Origin of the sequence: Shewanella sp. T24-MNA-CIBAN-0130 (genome assembly GCF_040310185.1) — a bacterium.
In the GTDB taxonomy this organism is placed as follows: Bacteria; Pseudomonadota; Gammaproteobacteria; order Enterobacterales; family Shewanellaceae; genus Shewanella; species Shewanella psychromarinicola.
On sequence record NZ_JBEOPP010000053.1, the window covers coordinates 9605 to 33067 of the forward strand.

Genomic DNA, 23463 nt, shown 5'->3' on the forward strand with positions numbered 1-23463 from the left:
GCAAACAAAACTCAGTTAAATGGCGATACGGCTAAATTACCTTAATAAGCCCTCTTCAGCGAGGAATTTGTCAATAATCGCGATGATTCTCAATTGACGCGAAAAATAGTATTAGCATTAACATAATGCTAATTTCCATGGGTAACCCCCAGACTTCACGCCTAAGGTGAATGCTAATAATCTCATACGAAGATTATGTGCTTACCCACATTCTAAGCAGTCTGTCCTCCGAGTAAAATCATTGTTAGTAGAGGATAACTACTAGACGATAGCTAATAATTCATTACGAATAAATTATTGATCTACTTTACAATATACCAATAAACCTAATCAATTTTATGAGCAAATAAAGGGTGATATTAATCCATCCGTTATAATACAAAAAGTCAGCGTTGAGTTAGCATGTTAAACCACAATAGAACATTGAACCACCAACAAGCGATTCGATTAATAATCATATATAACAGTAGCATAAGCATGGACGATATTGTTTTACCTACATAATGGATAATAGAATATCACAAGACACCCGTTTCAAATTACGAGCTTTGTATCTATAAAGAGGGCTTTTAAGCGACACGTTACGTGTTTTTAGTCTCGGGTGATTGTATCGGAGTGAAACCTCAGGTAATCTGCTTTGTGCTAAAAAAAGCATAAATGGATATTTAGACTAATTTTTATCTTCTTTAAGTATGACTTAAGTAAGTATGGGTAAGTTTAAATGCGCTAAAGTCTCAATAGATTATTTGGAATCCCTGTCTAGATGACAAAAAAGATAACTACACATCCAGAGTCGAGTCTATTTGAGGGTAAGCCTGGTCAAAAAACGGTTAATCACCGTAACGCGACGACAACGCCGGAGATGCGTCAATTTATTCAGCAATCCGATTACAGCGTCAGCCAATTATCAAAAATCCTCAATATCAGCGAAGCCACCGTGCGTAAGTGGCGTAAACGTGACTCAATTGATAACACCCCAAACACCCCGCACAAACTCAACACGACACTATCCCCAATGGAAGAGTACGTGATGCTGGGCCTGCGTTATCAATTAAAGATGCCCTTAGACAGGTTATTAAAAGTCACCCAACAATTTATCAACCCCAATGTCTCTCGCTCCGGCCTTGCCCGCTGCTTAAAACGCTTTGGGGTGTCAAAACTCGACGAATTTGATAGCCCTTTTGTGCCAGAAAAATTCTTCAATCAGCTGCCGATCACTCAGGGCGCAAATATTCAAACCTATACCGTTAACCCGCAGACTTTAGCTGACACCTTGGCCCTACCGAGTCCAGATCCGGACAACGTAGTACAAGTGGTGTCGTTAAGTATTCCGCCTCAACTAACAGAACAACATGCCTATTCCGTTCTGCTTGGGGTCGATTTTAAGTCTGACTGGGTTTACCTCGATATTTACCAAGACAGCCATACCCAGGCGAGTAATCGCTATATTACGCATGTCTTAAAGCACGGACCGTTTCATTTACGTAAGTTATTGGTTCGCAACTATCACACTTTTCTTGCTCGATTTCCTGGAGCAGGTCAGCCAGCCGCAGTATCCACTAGCACCACTCATGCAGCTGGATCCCAACACCAGATAACTGAACCTCAGTTATCAAACGGAGACTCATATGAGCCAATCCAGTAATATAGATAAGCGTTTAAACAAACGCTTAAAAGACATGCCTGTCGCCATTGTCGGCATGGCCAGTATTTTTGCAAACTCACGCTATTTAAACAAATTTTGGGATTTAATCAGCGAAAAAATTGATGCCATTATCGACGTTCCAGAAACCCATTGGAATGCTGAAGATTACTACAATGCCGATAAATCAATGGCCGATAAAACTTACTGTAAACGCGGTGGTTTTTTACCTGAAGTCGATTTCAATCCAATGGAATTTGGCCTGCCACCTAACATCCTCGAACTAACAGACACCTCGCAACTATTATCGTTAGTGGTTGCCAAAGAAGTGCTAGCGGATGCTGGTATTGATGCACAGTACGATACCGATCGCATCGGTATTACACTGGGCGTCGGCGGTGGTCAAAAGCTCAATCATAGCCTAAGTGGTCGTTTGCAATACCCTATACTCAAAAAAGTATTTAAAAATAGCGGTCTAAGCGACGAAGACACCGATATGTTGATCAAAAAGTTTCAGGATCAATATATTCACTGGGAAGAGAACTCATTTCCAGGATCCCTCGGCAATGTGATTGCTGGTCGTATCGCTAACCGCTTTGATTTAGGCGGCATGAATTGTGTTGTTGACGCCGCTTGTGCGGGATCGTTGGCGGCTATGCGTATGGCCATCACTGAGTTAGTTGAAGGTCGCAGTGACATGATGCTCACCGGTGGCGTGTGTACCGACAACTCTCCATCAATGTACATGAGCTTTTCAAAAACACCGGCATTTACCACTAATGACACCATTCAACCTTTCGATATTGATTCAAAAGGCATGATGATTGGTGAAGGTATTGGCATGATGGCGCTTAAACGCCTTGATGATGCTGAACGCGATGGTGACCGCATTTATGCTGTTATCAAAGGCGTTGGCTCGTCATCTGATGGTAAATTTAAAAGTATTTATGCACCTCGCCCAGAAGGCCAAGCTAAAGCATTAAGACGTGCTTATGATGATGCCGGTTTTGCACCGAACACTGTTGGCTTAATTGAAGCCCACGGTACCGGTACTGCAGCTGGCGATGTGGCAGAATTTAATGGCCTGAAATCGGTGTTTACTGAAGATAATGATACCCAACAGCACATTGCCCTTGGGTCGGTTAAATCACAAGTAGGTCACACTAAATCGACAGCAGGAACCGCTGGGGTCATTAAAGTCGCGCTGGCGCTGCATCATAAAGTATTGCCTCCGACCATTAACGTCAGTAAGCCGAATCCAAAATTAAACATTCAGGACTCGCCATTTTATTTAAACACTGAAACCCGTCCATGGTTGCCAAGAGCAGACAATACCCCGCGTCGCGCCGGTATTAGTGCCTTTGGTTTTGGCGGCACTAACTTCCACATTGTGTTGGAAGAGTATCGTCAAGAACATGTTCGAGGTGATAAGTATCGTCAACGTTCAGTGCCACAAACGCTGTTAATCCATGGGCAAAACAAAGCCGCATTACAGGCTCAATTAACGGCACTTCAAGCTGAAGTTAATGGCGTTGATACCACACAGCAAAATCGTCAAGAAATTGTGTTAGCCGACTTAGGCAAACGATTTGCCTTAAATACCATCGCCCCAAATGCGGCACGCATAGGCTTAGTCGTTGCTTCATTAGCAGACTTAACCGTTCAGCTAACGCAAGCGCAAGCGCAGTTAAGCTCAAATACTGCAGACAGCTGGCAATTACCTTCAGGCACAAGTTATCGCGCGCAAGCATTGATCCATCCTGAATCGGCAAGCCATAAAGTGGCGGCATTATTTGCCGGACAAGGGGCACAGTATCTAAACATGGGTGCAGATTTAGCCTGTTTGTATCCAGAAATGCGTCAACAACTGATGCAGGCCGATAAGGTATTTGCCCAACATAAGCAAACACAATTGTCACAAGTTATGTACCCAAATCCTGCTTTTGAAGCCGACGATATTGCCGCACAACACGCAGCATTAACCAATACAGCTAATGCCCAAAGTGCTATTGGTGCGGTGAGCATGGGCCAATATGCATTATTGACTCAAGCAGGTTTTACCGCCGACATGGTTGCTGGTCATAGTTTTGGTGAATTGTCAGCATTATGTGCTGCAGGCGTTATTAGCCAAGCTGATTATTATCAATTGGCCTTTGCTCGTGGCCAAGCAATGGCTGCCACGCCTAAAGATCAAGACGCTGGGGTCATGTACGCGATTATTGTTCCGGCTCAATCGGTTGAGCAAGGCACAGAACAAGTTGAAAAGTGCATCAGTGCATTCGAAGGCGTCAAGGTGGCTAATTACAATGCACCGACCCAACTTGTTATTGCAGGGCCAACAGCATCATGCACCTTAGCGGCACAAGCTATCACCACCGAGCTGGGCTTTAAAGCGATTGCCCTGCCCGTTTCTGGCGCGTTCCACACCCCATTGGTGGCACATGCTCAGCAACCCTTTGCAGCCGCAATCGGCAAGGTCAAATTTGCCAAGCCCAAATTGAGTCTTTATGCCAACGGCACCGGCAAAGCACATCCTAATGATCCCAAAGCAATCAAGGCGGCATTGACTGATCATATGCTGCAATCGGTTCGTTTTAGCGAGCAATTAACAGCTATGTACGACGCTGGCGCACGGGTATTTGTTGAGTTTGGTCCGAAAAACATTCTCCAAAAACTGGTTGAGGCAACATTAGGCAATAAAGCTGAGCCTGTGAGTGTGGTTAGCTTAAATCCCAATCCAAAGGGCAGCAGTGATACCCAACTGCGTCAAGCTGCTTGCCAGCTTGCAGTGTTAGGTGTGACGTTAACTGAGGTTGACCCATATCAAGCGCCTATCGCTGAGCTTGCAAAAGTCTCACCGATGAACGTCAAGTTAACTGCCAGCAATTATATTAGTCCCAACACCCAAGCCAAAATGAACAAGTCACTTCAAACTGGCACAGTTACCAGCCAGACAGTGGAAGTGCCAGTCGAGAAAGTAGTGGAAAAAATTGTGGAAAAAGAAGTCATTAAAACTGAATATATTGAAGTGCCAGCAACATCCGCACCAGCATCTGCAGTAGCTGCACCTTTAGCTGCAGCAGCTCCTATAGCTAAAGCTCAACCGGTTCGCTCAAATGTGTCAGCGTCTGCCGATAGTATCGGTGCATTTTTTGCTGCGCAGCAACAAACAGCTGAATTACATCAGCAGTTTTTAGCTATCCCACAGCAATATGGTGATACCTTTGCTCACCTGATGACAGCCCAAGCACAAATGGCGTCATCGGGATTAGCCATTCCAGAAAGCTTGCAACGTTCGATGGAGATGTTCCACCAGCATCAAGCACAAACATTGCAAAGTCATACGCAATTCTTAACACTGCAAGCACAAGCAAGCCAAGCTGCATTAGCCATGTTGCAAGGGCAAACGCCAGCGGCTATGCCTGCATCAGTATCTGCTGCATCAGTACAACCTGCTTTTGTGCAGTCAAACCACATAGCTCAAGCAGCAATACCTTCGCCAGTGGTAGCACCTGTTGCTCCAGCTTCAGCTCAGGTTCAAACAGCTCAAGCGGCTCAAGCGGTTCAATCTCAACCGACAGCCAGTATACCTGTTCAAGCTCCTGTGGCTCAGCAAGTTAGCTCAGCAGCGGTTTCTGTACCAACAGCCGGACTAACACAGCAACAAGTGTTAGACACTATGCTCAATGTGGTCGCCGACAAAACCGGTTACCCAACTGAAATGCTCGAGCTTGGTATGGATATGGAAGCCGATTTAGGTATCGACTCCATTAAGCGCGTTGAAATTTTAGGCACAGTGCAAGAAGAGCTTCCAGGCTTACCGGAACTGAGCCCAGAAGATTTAGCCGAATGTCGCACCTTGGGTGAAATCGTTAGCTACATGCAAACCAAATTGCCTGCTGCTAACGCGGTTGCTGTCGCGTCAACGGGATCAACCTCGGTAGAAACTGCTGCACCGGCATCAACTGACTTAACAGCTGAAAACGTCCAGCGTACTATGCTCAATGTGGTTGCCGACAAAACTGGTTACCCAACCGAAATGCTTGAACTTGGCATGGACATGGAAGCCGATTTAGGTATCGACTCCATTAAGCGCGTCGAAATTTTAGGCACAGTACAAGATGAACTTCCAGGTTTACCAGAACTGAGCCCAGAAGATTTAGCCGAGTGCCGCACCTTGGGCGAAATCGTTAGCTACATGCAAACTAAATTGCCAGCTGCCAGCACAGTAGCTCCAGCATCAATTGCATCTGCGCCAGCAGCAGGTTTAAACGCAGAAAGCGTTCAGCGCACCATGTTAGCTGTGGTTGCCGACAAAACCGGTTACCCAACTGAAATGCTTGAACTTGGCATGGACATGGAAGCAGACCTTGGTATCGACTCGATTAAGCGCGTCGAAATTCTAGGCACAGTACAAGATGAGCTACCAGGCTTACCTGAGCTGAACCCAGAAGATTTAGCCGAGTGTCGCACCTTGGGCGAAATCGTCAGCTATATGCAAACCAAACTGCCTGCGGCCAGCACAGTCGCTCCAGTAGCAACGGTATCTTCATCAGCACCTGCAACAACGGGCTTGAGTGCTGATACTGTATTAAGCACCATGATGTCAGTGGTAGCCGACAAAACCGGTTACCCAGCTGAAATGCTTGAACTGAGCATGGATATGGAAGCCGACCTCGGCATCGATTCCATCAAGCGGGTTGAAATTCTAGGTACAGTGCAAGACGAACTACCCGGTTTACCAGAACTGAACCCAGAAGATTTAGCCGAGTGTCGCACCTTAGGTGAAATTGTCAGCTACATGCAGACTAAACTGCCTGCAGCCAACACGGTTACTGCAGCATCAACAGGATCAACATCGGTAACAGCAGGGTCTATCACTGCTGCACCTGAATCAACCAGCTTAAGCGCAGAAAACGTCCAGCGTACGATGTTAAGCGTGGTCGCCGACAAAACCGGTTACCCTGCTGAAATGCTTGAACTGAGTATGGACATGGAAGCCGATTTAGGTATCGACTCCATTAAGCGCGTCGAGATTTTAGGCACAGTGCAAGATGAGCTGCCAGGCTTACCAGAACTGAACCCTGAAGATTTAGCCGAGTGTCGCACCTTAGGTGAAATTGTCAGCTACATGCAGACCAAGCTGCCTGCTGCTGGCATAGTTGCCGAAGTAGTAACCCCAGCATTAAGCGCAAACAAGCTTGAATTAGACACCACAACATTACCTCCACATAGCGAGGTAGCGCTAAAAAAGTTACCAGCGACGGATAAACTCCTAGATTGTTTTTCAACAGCAACTTGTATTGTCATCACAGACGATGGCCACAACGCAGGTTTACTGGCTGAAAAGCTCAATGCAAAGGGATTAACCGTCGCCGTTATTCGTCACCCACAAACCATCAGTGTGGCGCATTCGCCATTAAGCAGTGATATTAAAAGCTACACCTTGAATAGCATTGATGATGCACAAATTGCCAAGGTCATTGCCGATATTAAGGCCGACATTGGTGCTGAACAGGCCATTGCGGGCTTTGTTCATTTGCAGCCGCAAGCCACAGCCAACAGCAGCGAATTAATGTCGTGCACGGTTGCCGCTAAAGCTGCGGTCGACAATGCATTTTTATGGGCCAAGCATCTGCACCCAGAATTCGCTAAGCCAACATCTTCACGCTTATGCTACTTTACTGTGAGTCGTTTAGACGGTGGGTTTGGCTACTTAGATAATAGCCAATTAGCGACAGCAGAACTTAACCAAGCAGCCTTGTCTGGGCTTAGCAAAACCTTAAGCCATGAGTGGCCACAGGTGTTTTGCCGCGCCTTAGACATTGCTAATAACCTTGATGCAAGCGCCTTTGCTGATGCTATCGTAGCAGAGTTGTTTGATATCGATGGTGCCAATGCAAGCGAAGATCGCATTAACGAAGTGGGGATCAGTCAGCAAGGCCGAGTGACATTAGTTGCAGCCAATGCCAGCGAGCAATTTGCGCCAGCAACACTTGATAGTAATGACACTATTTTGGTCACCGGCGGCGCAAAAGGCGTAACGTTTGAATGCGCCCTCACCTTAGCCAAACAGTGCCAATCACATTTTGTGTTAGCAGGTCGCAGCCAACATTTTGCTAGCGACTTACCGGTTTGGGCTCAAGGCAAGCAAGCCTCTGAGTTAAAAGCCGCTGCCATTGCTTATATTCAATCGCAAGGTAATAAACCCACGCCAAAACAGATAGATGCGCTAGTGTGGCCGATAAGCAGCAGCCTAGAAATCGATCGTGCGTTAGCCGCTTTTGGCAAGGTCGGTGCCAGTGCCCAATATGTATCGATGGATGTCAGCGATGCCACAGCGGTAGCTGCTAGCCTTAAAAACCTGACTAATGCTAAGGGCGACTCATTAACCATTAATGGCATTATCCACGGTGCCGGTGTGTTAGCCGACAAGCATATACAAGACAAAACCTTGGATGAGCTTAACCGCGTCTACCACACCAAAGTGACTGGGCTTGCGAGCATCCTTAACGCACTCGACCCACAACAGATTAAGCTTATTGCACTGTTTTCATCGGCTGCCGCTTTTTACGGTAATAGCGGTCAGAGTGATTATGCTATGTCCAATGAAATCCTCAATAAAACCGCCCTGAAACTGGCGCACACTTTACCGCAAGCTAAAGTGATGAGTTTTAACTGGGGCCCTTGGGATGGCGGTATGGTCAGTTCAGCATTAAAGAAAATGTTTGTTGAACGTGGCGTTTACGTTATTCCGCTACAAACGGGTGCCGAGTTATTTGCCCACAGTTTATTAAGCCAACAAGGGGCGCAACTGCTCATTGGCTCTGATATGCAAGGCTCGTCAGAACAGGATAATGCTGCAAAAAAGCCTAATGCGGACGCTTTGCTTATCGCCAAGGGTTCGCTGAAATTTGCTACTAAAGCATTTACGACTAAGACATCTGAGACTAAGACACCGGCTACTGATATTATCAGTCAGACGGTGACTCGAGTCTTAACTCCGGCTGAAATGCCTTTTGTTAGCGACCATTGTATTGCGGGCAATCCGGTATTGCCGACAGTATGCGCCATGCAATGGATGCGTGATGCGGCAGAAATTTTATGTCATGTGCCAGTCAGTATTGCTGAATACAAATTGCTTAAAGGGGTTATTTTTGACACCAATGAGCCACATTTGTTGCAACTTGAGCTAAGCCAAACGGAGGCTGAGATCAGCGCGCAGATCTCCTCTCGTCTGCTCAATGAGCCAAGTGCAGCCATGAAACCGCAATACCAAGCGACATTGGTGATCAATAGTGCCATTTTGGCAACTGAGATCACCAAGCCAGCGATTGATACAGCGAGTCTGACAAAGTGGTCGCACATGGTGCCATTGAACTCAGGGGCTGAACTGTATCAAAACGGAACCTTGTTTCATGGCCCGCGTTTGCAAGGGATAAATCAGGTGCTAGCATTTGATGATGCTCAGCTACTGTGCCGAGTGCAATTGCCGCAGATTAATGCCGCAGACTGCCAAGGTTTTATCCCGTCATCGGCATTAGGTGGCAGCCAAATTTTCGCTGAAGATTTGCTGCTACAAGCCATGCTGGTATGGGCGAGACTGAAATACGGTGCCGCAAGTTTACCTTCATCAACCGGTGAATGTGTCACCGCTTGGCCATTTGCTAATGGTGATAAAGGTTATATTCAACTGAATGTGGTTAAACACAGTGGCAGAATGCTAATCGCTAACGTGAGTTTATATCATCAAGATGGCCGCCTGAGTTGCCAAATGCTTAACGCTAAAGTGACCATTAGCAAAAGTTTGAATGGGGCATTTATTGCACATCAAGCTGCTGGTGCTGAACTTTCTCACCACAGCAAGGAAACAGTGTGACGGCATCAAGCAACATAACGCAAAGCAGTATTAGTGAGCGTATTGCGGAGCAACAAACCAAGCCAATGCGCTTGGCATTGTTGCTAAGCAAGCCTGATGTTGACTCGGTAAATGAGCACTTCATTGCCATTGACACTCAACGTGTCGATGGCTTTGAATTGGCGTTATTACACAGCGTTGAGACACTATCATCCACCCGCAATGACATGGTCAATATTGGCGATCGATTGTGGATAATGCCGGGGCTGATTGCCGCTAAACACGGCGTGCATGCTCATGCTTATATCAACGGCATTGCAGTTGGCGACAATCAAGTTGAAGCGGTAACACTCGCCCTTGCCCATGCAAAACGTCTGCATGCTCAGCCGCAGATTGTCGCGCTAGATGGCAGTTTAGATGTTAGTGCTAATGTTAGTACTACTTCCAGTGCTGATGCTAATGCTGGTACTCATGCCAGCACTCATGCACAAACAACGCTGACGGCAATGGTAACCCTGGTCGAGTCTATCGCCAGTCGCTGTATACCATCCAAAGACAACAGCAACAGTCAATATTGGTTTAGCACACTGCACCAAAGTCGGGTGGCGGCCTTATGTTATCCAGCGGCCGCCGGTGTTCAGGCAATGATCCTAACCCAAGGACGTGCGCTAATCGCCGCCAAGGCATTGATCAATACTCAGCGTTTATGGTTGCCACTCTGCGCAGCTTCATTAACGCAATTACGCACTAAGCTGATGGACTTTTCTACGCAGTTAAACTCAACTGCTGACGACCTTAGCCTACTCAAGCTTATCAACACCAGATTGGTAGATTATCAAACGGATGCGCCCCTAGCCTTGGTATTAATGGCAGCGGACCGCAGTGGATTGGTGCAAGAAGTCAACGCGATGATGTCAAAGATGTCGGCTAATGGCGATCTTGCCCAAAGCTCAAATGCAGCCATAGAATATAAAACCCCTGCCGGCAGTTGCTTTTACTCAGCGCCCCTTGGTCATCATGGCTTAAGTTTTGTTTATCCCGGCGTAGGCACCGTCTATCCAAACATGCTTAGTCAATTGGGACTGGTTTTCCCGGATTTATATGCCGAACTTGAAAACCAAGGTGACATGCAATCGATGTTACAAACTGAATATCTCTATGGCGCAGATAACAGCCGTGCAGCACAGATGAGTCTGAGTCAATTGGCGATTGCCGGCGTTGGAGCCAGTTATGTATTAACTAAACTGTTGCAGCAAGAGTTTGCCATTGAGCCCCGCTTTGCTTTGGGTTACTCCATGGGTGAAGCGGCCATGTGGGCCAATTTAAACGTATGGCAGGCACCGCATCGCATGATTGCCGCGACGCAAAACAGCAGTATTTTTAGCCAAGATATTTCTGGCGAGCTCCGCTGTGTTCGCCAGCAATGGCAATTAGCCGATGACGAAACCATTGTGTGGAACAGCTTTGTCACTCGTGCGAGCATCGATGAACTCACGCCCCATTTAGCGGATCATCCGCGGGCTTATATTGCCATTATCCAAGGTGATACCTGCGTTATCGCTGGCTGTGAATCCAGTTGTAAAGCCTTGTTAAAACAAGCGGGTAAACGCGGCATTGCGGCTAATCGCGTCACCGCTATGCACACACCTGCGGCACTGAATATTACCACGTCTGTTAGCCAGTTTTATCAGCAACCGCTTGTGGAGAATTTACCCCACCAATTACAGTTTATCTCAGCCGCCGAGGCAGATCCGGTTGCGTTAACCTCACACGCCATTGCCCAATCGATAGCCGATACCTTTTGTCATCAATTGGACTTTACTCAATTGATCCATAAAGCTCGCCACCATGGCTGTCGTTTGTTTGTTGAAGTCGGTGCAGATCGTCAAATAACCACTTTAATTGATAAAATCAATGCTCAGAGTAGCGATTCGTCTCCAGCGAAGGTCCATGCAAAAGTCAATGCGATGGCTGTTAATGCAAAAGGCGGCGACGATATTAGCAGTTTACTTAAATGTCTGGGGCAATTAATCACTCATCGAGTGCCGATGTCATTAAGCCCCTTTATCCGCAGCCTTAACGATACGATTAACACATTATCCCAGCAGGCGGCGTTAGCCGACGGCTCATCTCTCATTCGTAATAGTGAAACATCATTAGAAGGAGAACCTCATTGAGTTCTCAAGCGATCCCTAAAATAGCCATTGTTGGCTTAGCCAATCAGTATCCAGATGCGGATACCCCTGCATCGTTTTGGCAAAATTTATTAGACAAAAAAGACTCACGCAGCCAAATCAGTGCCAACAAACTCAATGCTTCACCGAGTGACTACTTGGGCGTTCAAGGCGAGTCAGACCGGTTTTATTGCGATAAAGGCGGTTATATCCAAGGATTTAGCTTTAATCCAAACGGATATCGTATTGCGAGTGACGCCTTTGATGGTTTAGATGAAAGCTTTTTGTGGGCAACCGACACTGCGCGTAATGCTTTAACGGATGCGGGTATTGATCTAGACAATAGCTTGCTCAAACGCACAGGTATTGTCATGGGAACCTTATCATTTCCTACGGCAAAATCTAACGAGCTATTTGTGCCGCTTTATCATAGTGCGGTAGAAAAAGCCCTACAAACCAAACTACAACAGCCAAACTTCAGCCTGCATTCTTTTAATGAGCGTTATGATAAGCACTTTGATCAGCAATCTGTTGACCAGCAGCCACAAACTAATGCACATGCGACAGCTCAGACCGTTAATTTGCGTAATGGTGCCATTGCCCATAACGCCTCAAAAATCGTTGCCGATGCTCTGGGGTTAGGTGGTACGCAGCTCAGTTTAGATGCGGCATGTGCCAGCTCGGTTTACGCCTTAAAACTGGCGTGCGATTACTTGCATACTGGCAAAGCAGACATGATGCTTGCCGGCGCAGTGTCAGGTGCCGATCCCTTCTTTATCAATATGGGATTTTCGATATTTCACGCCTATCCCGACCACGGCATTTCAGCTCCGTTTGATCAAAACAGTAAAGGCTTGTTCGCTGGCGAAGGTGCTGGGGTATTAGTGCTTAAACGTCTTGAAGATGCTGAGCGTGATGGCGACCATATTTACGCTTTAGTCAGTGGGATCGGCTTATCAAACGACGGTAAAGGCCAGTTTGTGTTAAGCCCAAACAGTAAAGGCCAAGTACAAGCATTTGAACGTGCTTATCGCGATGCAGCGGCAATAGACCCAAGTATTACCCCCGCCAGTATTGAAGTGATTGAATGTCACGCAACCGGTACGCCATTAGGTGACAAAGTTGAACTCACCTCAATGGAGCGGTTTTTTGAAGATAAGCTTCAAGGCAGCGCGACACCACTGATTGGTTCAGCAAAATCCAATTTAGGCCATTTACTCACCGCCGCAGGCATGCCCGGGATCATGAAAATGATTTTTGCGATGCGCCAAGGCGTGTTGCCACCCAGTATTAATATTAGTGCGCCTATCGCCTCGCCTAATGGATTATTTGGTCAAGCAACCTTACCAAACGTGGTGTTGCCTTGGCCCGATAAAGCAGGCAATAAAGCCCGCCATGCGGGGGTATCGGTATTTGGTTTTGGTGGCTGTAATGCCCATTTACTGATTGAGTCATATCAAGCTCCGGCTCAAGCCGTCGCTACCAAGGCTTTGCTCAATAATAGCCAATCTAATAACAGTGCATTAGTCAATGCAGAAACGCCGATGCACATTACCGGTATGGCCGCGCATTTTGGCCAATGCAGCAGTATCGATGCACTGGCTGATAACATCATCGCCAAGCAAGCACTGTTTATCCCATTGCCAAAAAAGCGCTGGAAAGGCTTAGACAAACACCCAGAGTTATTGGCCCAATATGGCATTAATCAAGTACCACAAGGCGCGTATATTGATCAATTCGATTTTGATTTCTTACGTTTTAAAGTGCCGCCTAATGAAGATGACCGGCTGATCTCTCAACAGCTGCTGTTAATCAAAATAGCCAATGAAGCCATTGTCGATGCCAAGCTAACACCAGGCAGCAAAGTCGCCGTGTTAGTCGCCATGGAAACCGAACTTGAGTTACACCAATTTCGCGGACGAGTTAACTTACACAGCCAAATAGCTCAAAGCCTTAATGCCCAAGGGATCCAGTTATCCAGTGCGGAATATAACAGCTTAGAAGCGATTGCAATGGACAGTGTGTTAGATGCAGCCAAGCTTAACCAGTACACCAGCTTTATTGGCAATATTATGGCGTCGCGGATCGCCTCATTGTGGGATTTCAATGGTCCAGCGTTTACCATTTCAGCGGGCGAGCAGTCAGTTAATCGCTGTATTGATGTGGCACAAAACTTGTTTGCCCTTGGCTCGTTACAAGAGCCTTTAGATGCAATCGTTATTGCCGCCGTGGATCTGTCTGGCAGTATTGAAAACATGTTGTTCAATACCGCTAAACTTAATGCCAAAGGCTTGGGTTCAACTGATTGGCTAGTAGGCGAAGGGGCTGGCGCGCTAGTGCTGCAACAAACCAATGCCGAACACGCTACCCTTCACAGCTATGCCAGTATCGACAGCATTCATTTTGATCCATTGTCGCAAGAGCCCGCCACCATTGCGGCAGACCTTATCGAGTTAAACCAAGCGCCGGAATGCTTATTCTCAGAGCAAGGCCAGCAGTTTGCCCAAGGGATAGCGGATGCATCGACAGCCGCTAATTCGGCGACGCTAATCTGTAAAGCCCATGACATTCTCGGTCATACATTTGCCGCCTCTGGCATGGCCAGTGTGCTGCACGCTTTAGTGCAAACACGTCACATCAATAAAACCGCTATCAATGCCAGTGTCTTCACCAATAGTGAAAAACAATACTCACAAGTGAATTTGTCGGTTTCGGCGGCGCAACAACAAGCATTGCACGCTCGACTGAGCAATAATTTAACTCAACAATTAGCCACGGGCAGTAAGGTAAGTTTAATTAAGCAAGTCAGTTTAGGCGGTCGCGATATTTACCAACACATTATCGACAGCCCACTTGATGCGCTCGACAGTATTATCAATCAATGTGCTGATATCGCCCTAACGGTGGTCAACACCATTGAAAGTAAGCAACCAACTATTCGTGATAATAGCCTTCTTAGCGTCAATAATAGCGAGAATATCGCCGAGCCTCTTATGTCAGAAAATATGCCCGATAAAACGATTCCAAAGCAACCAAGGGTTGCCAGTATGACAAATCATACGATTCCACCTGCACATTTAACGGCATTTCAACAAAATCAGTGGTTAGCACAACAAGCACATTTAGCTTATTTAGCCAGCCGAGATGCAGGCTTGAAAGTGGCCGACAGTTTATTACGATCTCAATTGGCCGGTTTGAGCCATCGGACAACGGCGACTCAAGTCGCGTCTCCGGCTGCTAATACTTATGCCGTTAATGCTGCGGTTCAAACAGCTGTTAAGAGTGAAACAATTAGCCCCGCTAAGTTAATCCAGCCCAATCATGCCTGCGTGCCAGCTTACACCGCGCCGACGCCGGCAGACAAACCGAGCATTTGGAACTACGCTGATTTAGTCGAGTATGCTGAAGGTGATATTGCCAAGGTATTTGGTCCAGATTACGCCATTATCGACAGTTATTCTCGCCGAGTAAGACTGCCAACCACCGACTATTTATTGGTGTCGCGCGTCACTAAACTTGATGCGACCATAAATCAATACCAACCCTGTTCAATGACCACAGAATACGACATTCCGGTTGATGCGCCCTACTTAGTCGATGGTCAAATCCCTTGGGCTGTAGCCGTTGAATCAGGTCAGTGCGATTTAATGTTGATCAGTTATTTAGGCATCGATTTTGAAAACAAGGGTGAGCGGGTTTATCGATTACTTGATTGCACCCTGACCTTCTTAGCTGATTTACCTCGCGGCGGCGATACCCTGCGTTACGACATTAAAATCAACAACTTTGCCAGCAATGGCGACACGCTATTATTCTTCTTCTCGTACGAATGCTTTGTTGGCGACAAGATGATCCTCAAAATGGATGGCGGCTGCGCAGGCTTCTTTACCGACCAAGAACTGGCCGATGGGAAAGGGGTGATCCATACCGAAGAGGAAATCAAACTTCGTCAACAAGTACTTAATAATCCGAATAAACCAACCTTTACACCATTACTGCATTGTAACCAAACGGCGTTTGACTATGGCCAAATTCATCATTTATTAACCGCTGATATTGGCAGCTGTTTTGGCGGTGAACATGTTGGTCACCAACTGCAAAATGGGCTGCAAAAATCGCTTTGTTTTGCCTCAGAAAAGTTCTTAATGATTGAGCGTGTTAGCCAGCTTCAAGTGCACGGTGGCGCGTGGGGCTTAGGCTTACTTGAAGGTCATAAACACATTGCGCCAGATCACTGGTATTTCCCGTGTCATTTCCAAGGCGACCAAGTCATGGCTGGCTCGTTAATGGCAGAAGGTTGTGGTCAATTACTGCAATTCTTTATGGTCCACATTGGGATGCACACTCTGGTTGACAATGGTCGCTTCCAGCCACTGGAAAATGCCTCACAAAAAGTGCGTTGTCGTGGCCAAGTGTTACCACAAACCGCTGAGCTGACTTATCGCATGGAGGTCACCGAAATAGGTGTTCATCCTCGTCCCTACGCCAAAGCTAATATTGATATTTTGCTCAATGGCAAGGTGGTGGTTGATTTCCAAAATCTTGGGGTGATGATTAAAGAAGAAGCTGAATGCACTCGTTACCCGCTTCTGTCGTTAGATACAGCAGGCACTAGCCCTGCTGTAAATTCAAACGCTAGCAGCAAACATATTGCCAACAAAGCCCCATTAATGGCGCAAGTTCCAGATTTAAATGCCCCAAGTAACAAGGGCGTTATTCCACTTAAACACGTTGAGGCGCCACAAGTAAGCGCCGATTCAAAGTATGCCAACCGCGTACCCGATACCGTGCCATTTACGCCATACCATATGTTCGAATTTGCCACTGGCGATATCGAAAAATGCTTCGGGCCTGACTTTAGTATCTACCGCGGACTGATCCCACCGCGCACGCCTTGTGGCGATTTACAGTTAACCACTCGCGTGGTTGACATTAACGGTAAGCGCGGCGAACTGAAAAAGCCATCGTCTTGTATCGCTGAATACGAAGTGCCGGCAGATGCCTGGTACTTTGCTAACAACAGCCACCAGACGGTAATGCCTTATTCGGTATTAATGGAGATTTCATTACAACCTAATGGCTTTATTTCCGGCTACATGGGCACCACTCTTGGTTTTCCTGGGCAAGAACTGTTTTTCCGCAACTTAGATGGTCACGGCACCCTGCTGCGCGAAGTCGATTTACGCGGCAAAACTATCGTCAATGACTCACGTTTGCTGTCTACTGTCATCGCTGGCAGTAATATTATTCAAAGCTTCACGTTTGAGCTAAGCGTCGATAACGAGCCGTTTTACACCGGCAGCGCAGTGTTTGGCTACTTTAAAGGTGACGCACTTAAAAATCAGCTCGGCATAGATAATGGCAAAATAACCCAGCCATGGCACCTCGACAATAATGTGGCTGCAGATGTCAGCGTCAACTTACTGGATAAGCAGTCGCGATTATTCAATGCTCCTGCCCACCAGCCACATTATCGTTTAGCCGGTGGCCAACTTAACTTTATCGACACGGCTGAAATGGTGCTTAAAGGCGGTAAATATGGTAACGGTTATTTGTCGGCTTCTCGCACTATTGATCCAAGTGATTGGTTCTTCCAATTCCATTTCCATCAAGATCCGGTAATGCCAGGTTCATTAGGCGTTGAAGCTATCATCGAGTTAATGCAAACTTACGCCATCAGTACAGACTTAGGTAAAGGTTTCACTAACCCGAAATTTGGGCAGATATTATCTGATATAAAATGGAAGTATCGCGGTCAGATTAATCCATTAAACAAACAAATGTCGCTCGATGTTCATATCAGTGCCATTAAAGATGAACACGGTAAACGCATCATTATTGGTGATGCCAATTTAAGTAAAGATGGCCTGCGTATTTACGAAGTCAAAGATATCGCAATTTGTATTGAAGAAGCTTAGCCGCTCGCTTTTCAAGGAAATAAAAATAATGTCAACTCAATTACAACACGAAAAGCTTTCACCTTGGCCATGGCAAGTTAGCTTGCAAAACAGCTGTTTTGATCACGCTGGGATGAACAAAAAGCTCAAAGATTTATCGCAACCATGTTATGTGGTTAACGATACACAGCAAGGCTTAGGTGTGGCGCAACAGGCTCAAGTGGTGACCGATTCCGTAGCAGCCCATGCGCTACCTGTCAGCGCCTTTGCACCAGCCCTTGGCACCCAAAGTTTAGGCGACAGTAATTTCCGCCGCGTGCATGGGGTAAAATACGCCTATTATGCTGGCGCCATGGCGAATGGTATTTCCTCTGAAGAGCTGGTTATCGCGTTAGGCCAAGCCGGTATTTTATGCTCATTTGGCGCAGCGGGGTTAATTCCATCACGAGTTGAACAAGCCATTACGCGCATTCAAACGGCGCTGCCTAATGGCCCTTATGCGTTTAATTTAATTCACAGCCCGAGTGAGCCCGCACTAGAGCGTGGCAGTGTCGAGCTATTTTTGAAGCATAAAGTACGTACCGTCGAAGCATCTGCATTTTTGGGGTTAACCCCTCAAATTGTCTATTACCGCGCAGCAGGCTTAAGCCGTGACGTTCACGGTGATATTCAAATCGACAATAAAGTGATCGCTAAAATCAGCCGTACTGAAGTAGCGATTAAGTTTATGCAACCCGCGCCAGTAAAAATGCTCCAACAACTGGTTGATGACGGTTTGATTACACCTGAACAAATGGCATTAGCGCAATTAGTGCCAATGGCAGATGATATTACCGCAGAAGCCGACTCTGGTGGCCATACCGACAATCGTCCATTAGTCACCTTACTGCCGACTATTTTGGCACTAAAAGATCAAGTGCAAGCGCAGTACAATTACAAAACGCCTCTTCGCGTCGGTGCCGGTGGTGGTGTGGGCACCCCTGATGCTGCATTGGCGACATTTCATATGGGCGCAGCTTATATTGTTACCGGCTCCATCAACCAAGCCTGCGTGGAAGCCGGCGCCAGCGAACATACGCGTAAATTACTGGCCACCACAGAAATGGCCGATGTGACGATGGCGCCAGCCGCCGATATGTTCGAAATGGGCGTTAAGTTACAAGTGGTCAAACGCGGCACATTATTTCCCATGCGCGCCAACAAACTATACGAAATTTATACTCGCTATGACTCAATCGAAGCCATACCAAGCGACGAGCGTGAAAAACTTGAAAAACAAGTATTTCGCTCAAGCCTTGATGATATTTGGGCCGGCACTGTGGCACATTTTAATGAACGAGATCCCAAACAGATTGAACGCGCTAAAGACAATCCAAAACGTAAAATGGCATTGATTTTCCGTTGGTATTTAGGCTTATCAAGTCGCTGGTCAAACACGGGTGAAGTGGGTCGCGAGATGGATTATCAAATTTGGGCCGGTCCTTCGCTTGGAGCATTCAATGCGTGGGCTAAAGGCAGCTATTTAGATGATTACACTCAACGTCACGCCGTCGATTTGGCCAAGCATTTAATGCACGGTGCAGCCTATTTAGCTCGAGTGAATTTATTAACGGCACAAGGTGTTAGCCTTCCCGTAGCATTACAGCGCTGGCGCCCAGTAGACCAAATTAAATAATAGGCTTATCACGCTTCACCGCGAGATAAGTGATAAAGATAGGAACTAACATGAGCGATATCCAAAAACTCGATTTTTCGGCGGTTAACGACCCGACACTTGTGTCGTTTAACCAGCAAAAAAACCTGATTAAGCGCATGCTAAAAGGCAATAGTGCGACTTGCACCGACTGCAATAAACCGCTAACACTTCTATTGCCGCCTAATACCAAAAAGGCACCAAAAAATAATAAAGCCCCAGGGATTTATTGCGCTAAAGGCTGCACGGACATCGAGCTAGACATGGAAGCTGTGGCGCTAATGAAATAGCGTTGATGACATAGCGTTAATGACATAATGCTACCGAAATGGCCCAAACCCTCTTTAACTAAAGAGGGTTTGGGCCATTTTTTATCTGTAAGTCAATTACTTGCCAGTTTGCGCCGCAATGTAATACAAGCCAGAGTGATGACCGGTCGTTGTTCTACATGAGTAAGCGATAACAAAAAAAAGAAATCACAAACGCAGTCAGCGTAAAAAGCCCTGTTTAATCTCTGCTCGGGATAATAAACGGTTATGAAATAGACTCAATATTCTGCTTTTGACTAACGTATCCCACCCCTAAACCAAGTTGGGGTTATTTAGCTTGCCAGCGCGCCACAATATCAGCGGCGCCAGAGGATTGCGCAATGGTGTTGTCTCCGACTAAAGCGGTTTTAAAATCACTAAATGGCATATTAGCCCACATGCTAAGCTCAAATTGGCTATTGGCTGCCACCTCACCTACACCTTTAGGTGTTCCTGTCATCACAATGTCACCATCGTTTAAGGTCATAAATTCACGAATGGCGTTAACAATAGCTTGTGGTTGATACATCATTAATTGCTGATGCCCCAATTGAGTCACAACGTTATCAATCGTTAACTGAAAACACCCATTATGCATACCTTGAGTAATTGGAATAAAGTCACTAAACAGGGCCGAACCATCAAAGGCTTTAGCTCGCTCCCAGGGTAGGCCTTGTTTTTTTAACTTAGCTTGCAGTTGCCGCTTAGTCATATCAAGCCCAACTCCAACGGCACTAAACTGGCCATTACTTACCATAAAACACAACTCGGCTTCATAATGTAAAGGCTCATCCAAATGGCTCCGTAACGTGGTGGTAATAGCTGAATTAGGCTTAAGAAACACCACCATATCATCAGGTATTTCGTTGCCTAGTTCGTGAATATGTTCTGCATAATTACGCCCAATACAAATAATTTTTGATGGGATGATATGTAAAACTTGGCCATTAACTTGTGTTAGCGTTACTGATTGTCGATCCACATTAACCTCGAATGATTAGACATATTGAGAACAATTAACCGCTTTAGCAACAAAAGCATCACGACGTTAACACATCAAGCCTAGTATGATCGCTTGTCTATTAATATGTCACTTCAATTAAGGATAATAGACGGTTATCAACAAACGGTTATCAACCAGCCCATTGTTCCGCTATCGAAGTGGTATCGAAGTGCTATCGACTGACAATAGGCCCGCGATTGACGCTTCAATACGCCTTAATAGCAAAAAACCGTGGCAGGTTTGATAATATGACTAACTTTAAATAAACCCCTGTTTACGCCAATACAGGTAAAGGCTGATATTACAGGCCTGAAATACCCCCCCAGTTTAACGATTTAGTCACTCTCTTATTGCGAGTTGAAGTTATGTAAATAACCTCTCTATATTAGCGCCTCTATTTCAATCAACGAGCACCAAATTTTGGTAAGCCCCTTGATCACAATAGTAAATATCACTATAAAAACAATGATATATTTATATAATTGTATTTACATTTTTTTAACAACGAACTAGTCTAGGTCTGTTGTACACAGACAATAAACCTGTTTCATTAACGATTAATACAGTAAGAATGACTGTCAGAAAAATAATAATAAGAGAGACTAAATGACAATGTTCGAATTGACAATTAAACAAAAAATAGCGTTAGGATTTGCCTCTATTGGCTTATTACTGCTTGTTGGAAGTAGTTTTTTTTATCATTCTCTCGATCAAATTCAAACAGCAAATACTAATATTGAAACCTTAGCGGTACCCGTTCAAAATAAATCAAATGCATTGCAAATTACCTTATTAAAAATGGCAAAAACAGATAGCTTAGCTTATTCACAAACCGGTAATGACAGTATCAATCTCAGCTTCAAACAATTTAATCTATTACAGCAAGAATTCAATAACGTATTAACGACACTATTAGTCAAAGTAGCGGATCATCCCACTATGCACCAGTCGTTAATTCAAGCAAAAAGCTCCTATCAGCAGTACGTAAAACAATCGCGCACCATGTTCAGCACTAAACTCGAAATAGAGCAAACCCGCACTCACTTCACTACCTTAAAGCAAGATTTTGATAATGCGCGTATAAACGCCAGTAACAATATGATTGATTTGGAACTTATCGAAGCGCCAGTTGATGAAGCACCGTTATTAGCAGAAGTCATTGGCGGCGGAGTGCGTATCGACGACATGTTGTTCGCACTTGGCAATACCATAACGGAACTCGGTCGATTAACTTCTGCCGATACGATTAATATTCATAAACAAGATGTTTCGATGTTATTAGTTAATATTACGGTTAATGGCAACTACTTAACCCAACAAGCTGACCCCTTGGGTGCAACGTCGCTATTTGCCGATTTTGACACCAACTTACGAGCCATTAAACAGTTCACAGATGAACCTGGCACCTTGTATCTCGCGCAACACAATGTCGTCAATAAGCAACGCTTAGCAGAGCAAAGTCATCTACAAGCCAACATTTTTTTTGATGCTACGAATCATCAGTTAGATCAATTAGTGACACTCGCGAACGAAAGATTCAACCAGTTACAAATGGTGGCCATAGATGAAGTGAATACAGCACAAACATTGGCTATTTCAATGGCGGTGATATTTGTATTAATGGCGATCTTTATCTATTACTTCACGTCAAAAGCCATGTTAGGCCCTCTGCAAGTCATTAACCGAGCATTATCACGGATCGCCAGCGGTGATTTATCGGGGCGATTAACCAAGACAAATAATGATGAATTTGGAGCCTTGATGGATAACATCAATAAACTTTCTGACGACCTGACTCATTTATTACAAGCCATTAGTCGTGATGCGCATTTGCTCGATGAATCCGCTATTCGCTCACAAGAGCAAAGCGAAAAAATATCCCATTCAGCCTCAGGACAAATTAATAATATTAGCCAGGCAAAGCTGCTCGCCGAACAAATACATCACAGTTCTACTCAGGTCAGTGAGCAAGCCGCGGAATCTGAACAACATGTCAAATTAGCCTCTTTGCAAGGGGTACAAATAAAAAGTATTGCTAATAATAATCGCCTCCGCATTGAGACCTTATCAACCAGCTTGCATGACTCAGTTAAGATCATGACAAAACTTAATCAACACAGCGATAATATTGGTGGAATTTTAACGACCATCAGTGCTATTGCCGATCAAACTAATTTGTTAGCCTTAAATGCGGCTATTGAGGCGGCAAGAGCGGGTGAACATGGGCGTGGCTTTGCCGTCGTTGCCGACGAGGTACGATCATTAGCGTCTAGAACGCAATTATCAACCGCCAAAATTCAAACCATGATTAACGCTCTACAACAAGAAACAACGAATGCCGTCAATGCCATCTCACAAGGACAAATGCAAGCCAGTGAATGTGTTGAACAAAGTCAGTCGTTACACGATGCTATTAAACAAATAGAAACAGCATTGAGTACCATTAATGGCATGAGCCAAAGTATTACTCATTCGGCCAATGAACAAGTAAACCATAGCCAATTAATAGAACAAACAATGACTCAAACGGCAGATTCAGCCCAACAAAATGCACAAGAATCAACATCAATGACCAATCGAAGCCAACAATTAAATCAATTAGCCCGCTCGCTTACCACCTCCGTTGAACGTTTTAAGCTATAACCATAACGATGATCATTGATGGAATGATTATTGGGTCATTTATGCGGGGTCAGCAATATCAATAATGTGCTGATTAATATTCTCTGCCAGCGTACTGCGCTACTAGGACGCTGCGCTGCTAGAACGCTACGCGGCTAGATGCTATAAAATCATAGCAGCGAAGCGATACTAGCAGGACGTAGTCCGCCCTAGCAGCGAAGCGATACTAGCAGGACGTAGTCCGCCCTAGCAGCGAAGCGATACTA

At 45.6% G+C, this 23463-nt stretch carries 8 protein-coding genes; 7 read left to right on the top strand and 1 reads right to left on the bottom strand.

The window, feature by feature from the left end; translation table 11 throughout:
* The first annotated feature begins 763 nt into the window (after positions 1–763).
* From AAEZ02_RS17470 to AAEZ02_RS17495, 6 genes are read left to right on the top strand one after another with little or no spacing between them, the layout of a single operon-like run.
* Positions 764–1645, top strand: a complete 882-nt coding sequence (locus AAEZ02_RS17470) for a COG3415 family protein (protein ID WP_351088485.1) — start codon at positions 764–766, stop codon at positions 1643–1645.
* Entirely contained in the window at positions 1629–9521 is a 7893-nt protein-coding gene (locus AAEZ02_RS17475; protein ID WP_351124211.1) for an SDR family NAD(P)-dependent oxidoreductase, read from the top strand. Before AAEZ02_RS17470 ends, AAEZ02_RS17475 begins: the two co-directional genes overlap by 17 nt.
* Positions 9518–11677 carry a PfaB family protein gene (locus AAEZ02_RS17480; protein ID WP_351124214.1) on the top strand — a complete coding sequence of 720 codons (2160 nt, stop codon included), beginning with the start codon at positions 9518–9520 and terminating at the stop codon, positions 11675–11677. Before AAEZ02_RS17475 ends, AAEZ02_RS17480 begins: the two co-directional genes overlap by 4 nt.
* Positions 11674–17592, top strand: coding sequence for a hotdog fold thioesterase (locus AAEZ02_RS17485; protein ID WP_351124217.1), 5919 nt, complete (start codon positions 11674–11676; stop codon positions 17590–17592). The genes AAEZ02_RS17480 and AAEZ02_RS17485 overlap by 4 nt, the downstream gene beginning before the upstream one ends.
* 28 nt (positions 17593–17620) lie before the next feature.
* A complete protein-coding gene (gene pfaD / locus AAEZ02_RS17490) occupies positions 17621–19246 on the top strand; it encodes an eicosapentaenoate synthase subunit PfaD (protein WP_351124220.1) in 1626 nt (541 codons plus the stop codon).
* Positions 19247–19296: 50 nt separating this feature from the next.
* The gene (locus tag AAEZ02_RS17495) at positions 19297–19554 is read left to right on the top strand and encodes a hypothetical protein (RefSeq protein ID WP_164839507.1); all 258 of its coding nucleotides are present in this window, start codon (positions 19297–19299) and stop codon (positions 19552–19554) included.
* Between the two features lie 307 nt (positions 19555–19861).
* Here the strand turns inward: AAEZ02_RS17495 and AAEZ02_RS17500 are convergent, their stop codons facing one another.
* Positions 19862–20554, bottom strand: a complete 693-nt coding sequence (locus AAEZ02_RS17500; protein ID WP_124011918.1) for a fumarylacetoacetate hydrolase family protein — start codon at positions 20552–20554, stop codon at positions 19862–19864.
* Positions 20555–21187: 633 nt separating this feature from the next.
* On the opposite strand from AAEZ02_RS17500, the gene AAEZ02_RS17505 reads away from it, so the two are divergent.
* A complete protein-coding gene (locus AAEZ02_RS17505) occupies positions 21188–23218 on the top strand; it encodes a methyl-accepting chemotaxis protein (RefSeq protein ID WP_124012137.1) in 2031 nt (676 codons plus the stop codon).
* Positions 23219–23463 lie beyond the last annotated feature (245 nt).

Bases quoted from the DNA above. Each gene is read 5' to 3' on its own strand.
- pfaD (WP_351124220.1), top strand. From the start codon at position 17,621: ATGTCAACTCAATTACAACACGAAAAGCTTTCACCTTGGCCATGGCAA.
- AAEZ02_RS17505 (WP_124012137.1), top strand. From the start codon at position 21,188: ATGTTCGAATTGACAATTAAACAAAAAATAGCGTTAGGATTTGCCTCT.
- AAEZ02_RS17495 (WP_164839507.1), top strand. From the start codon at position 19,297: ATGAGCGATATCCAAAAACTCGATTTTTCGGCGGTTAACGACCCGACA.
- AAEZ02_RS17470 (WP_351088485.1), top strand. From the start codon at position 764: ATGACAAAAAAGATAACTACACATCCAGAGTCGAGTCTATTTGAGGGT.
- AAEZ02_RS17475 (WP_351124211.1), top strand. From the start codon at position 1,629: ATGAGCCAATCCAGTAATATAGATAAGCGTTTAAACAAACGCTTAAAA.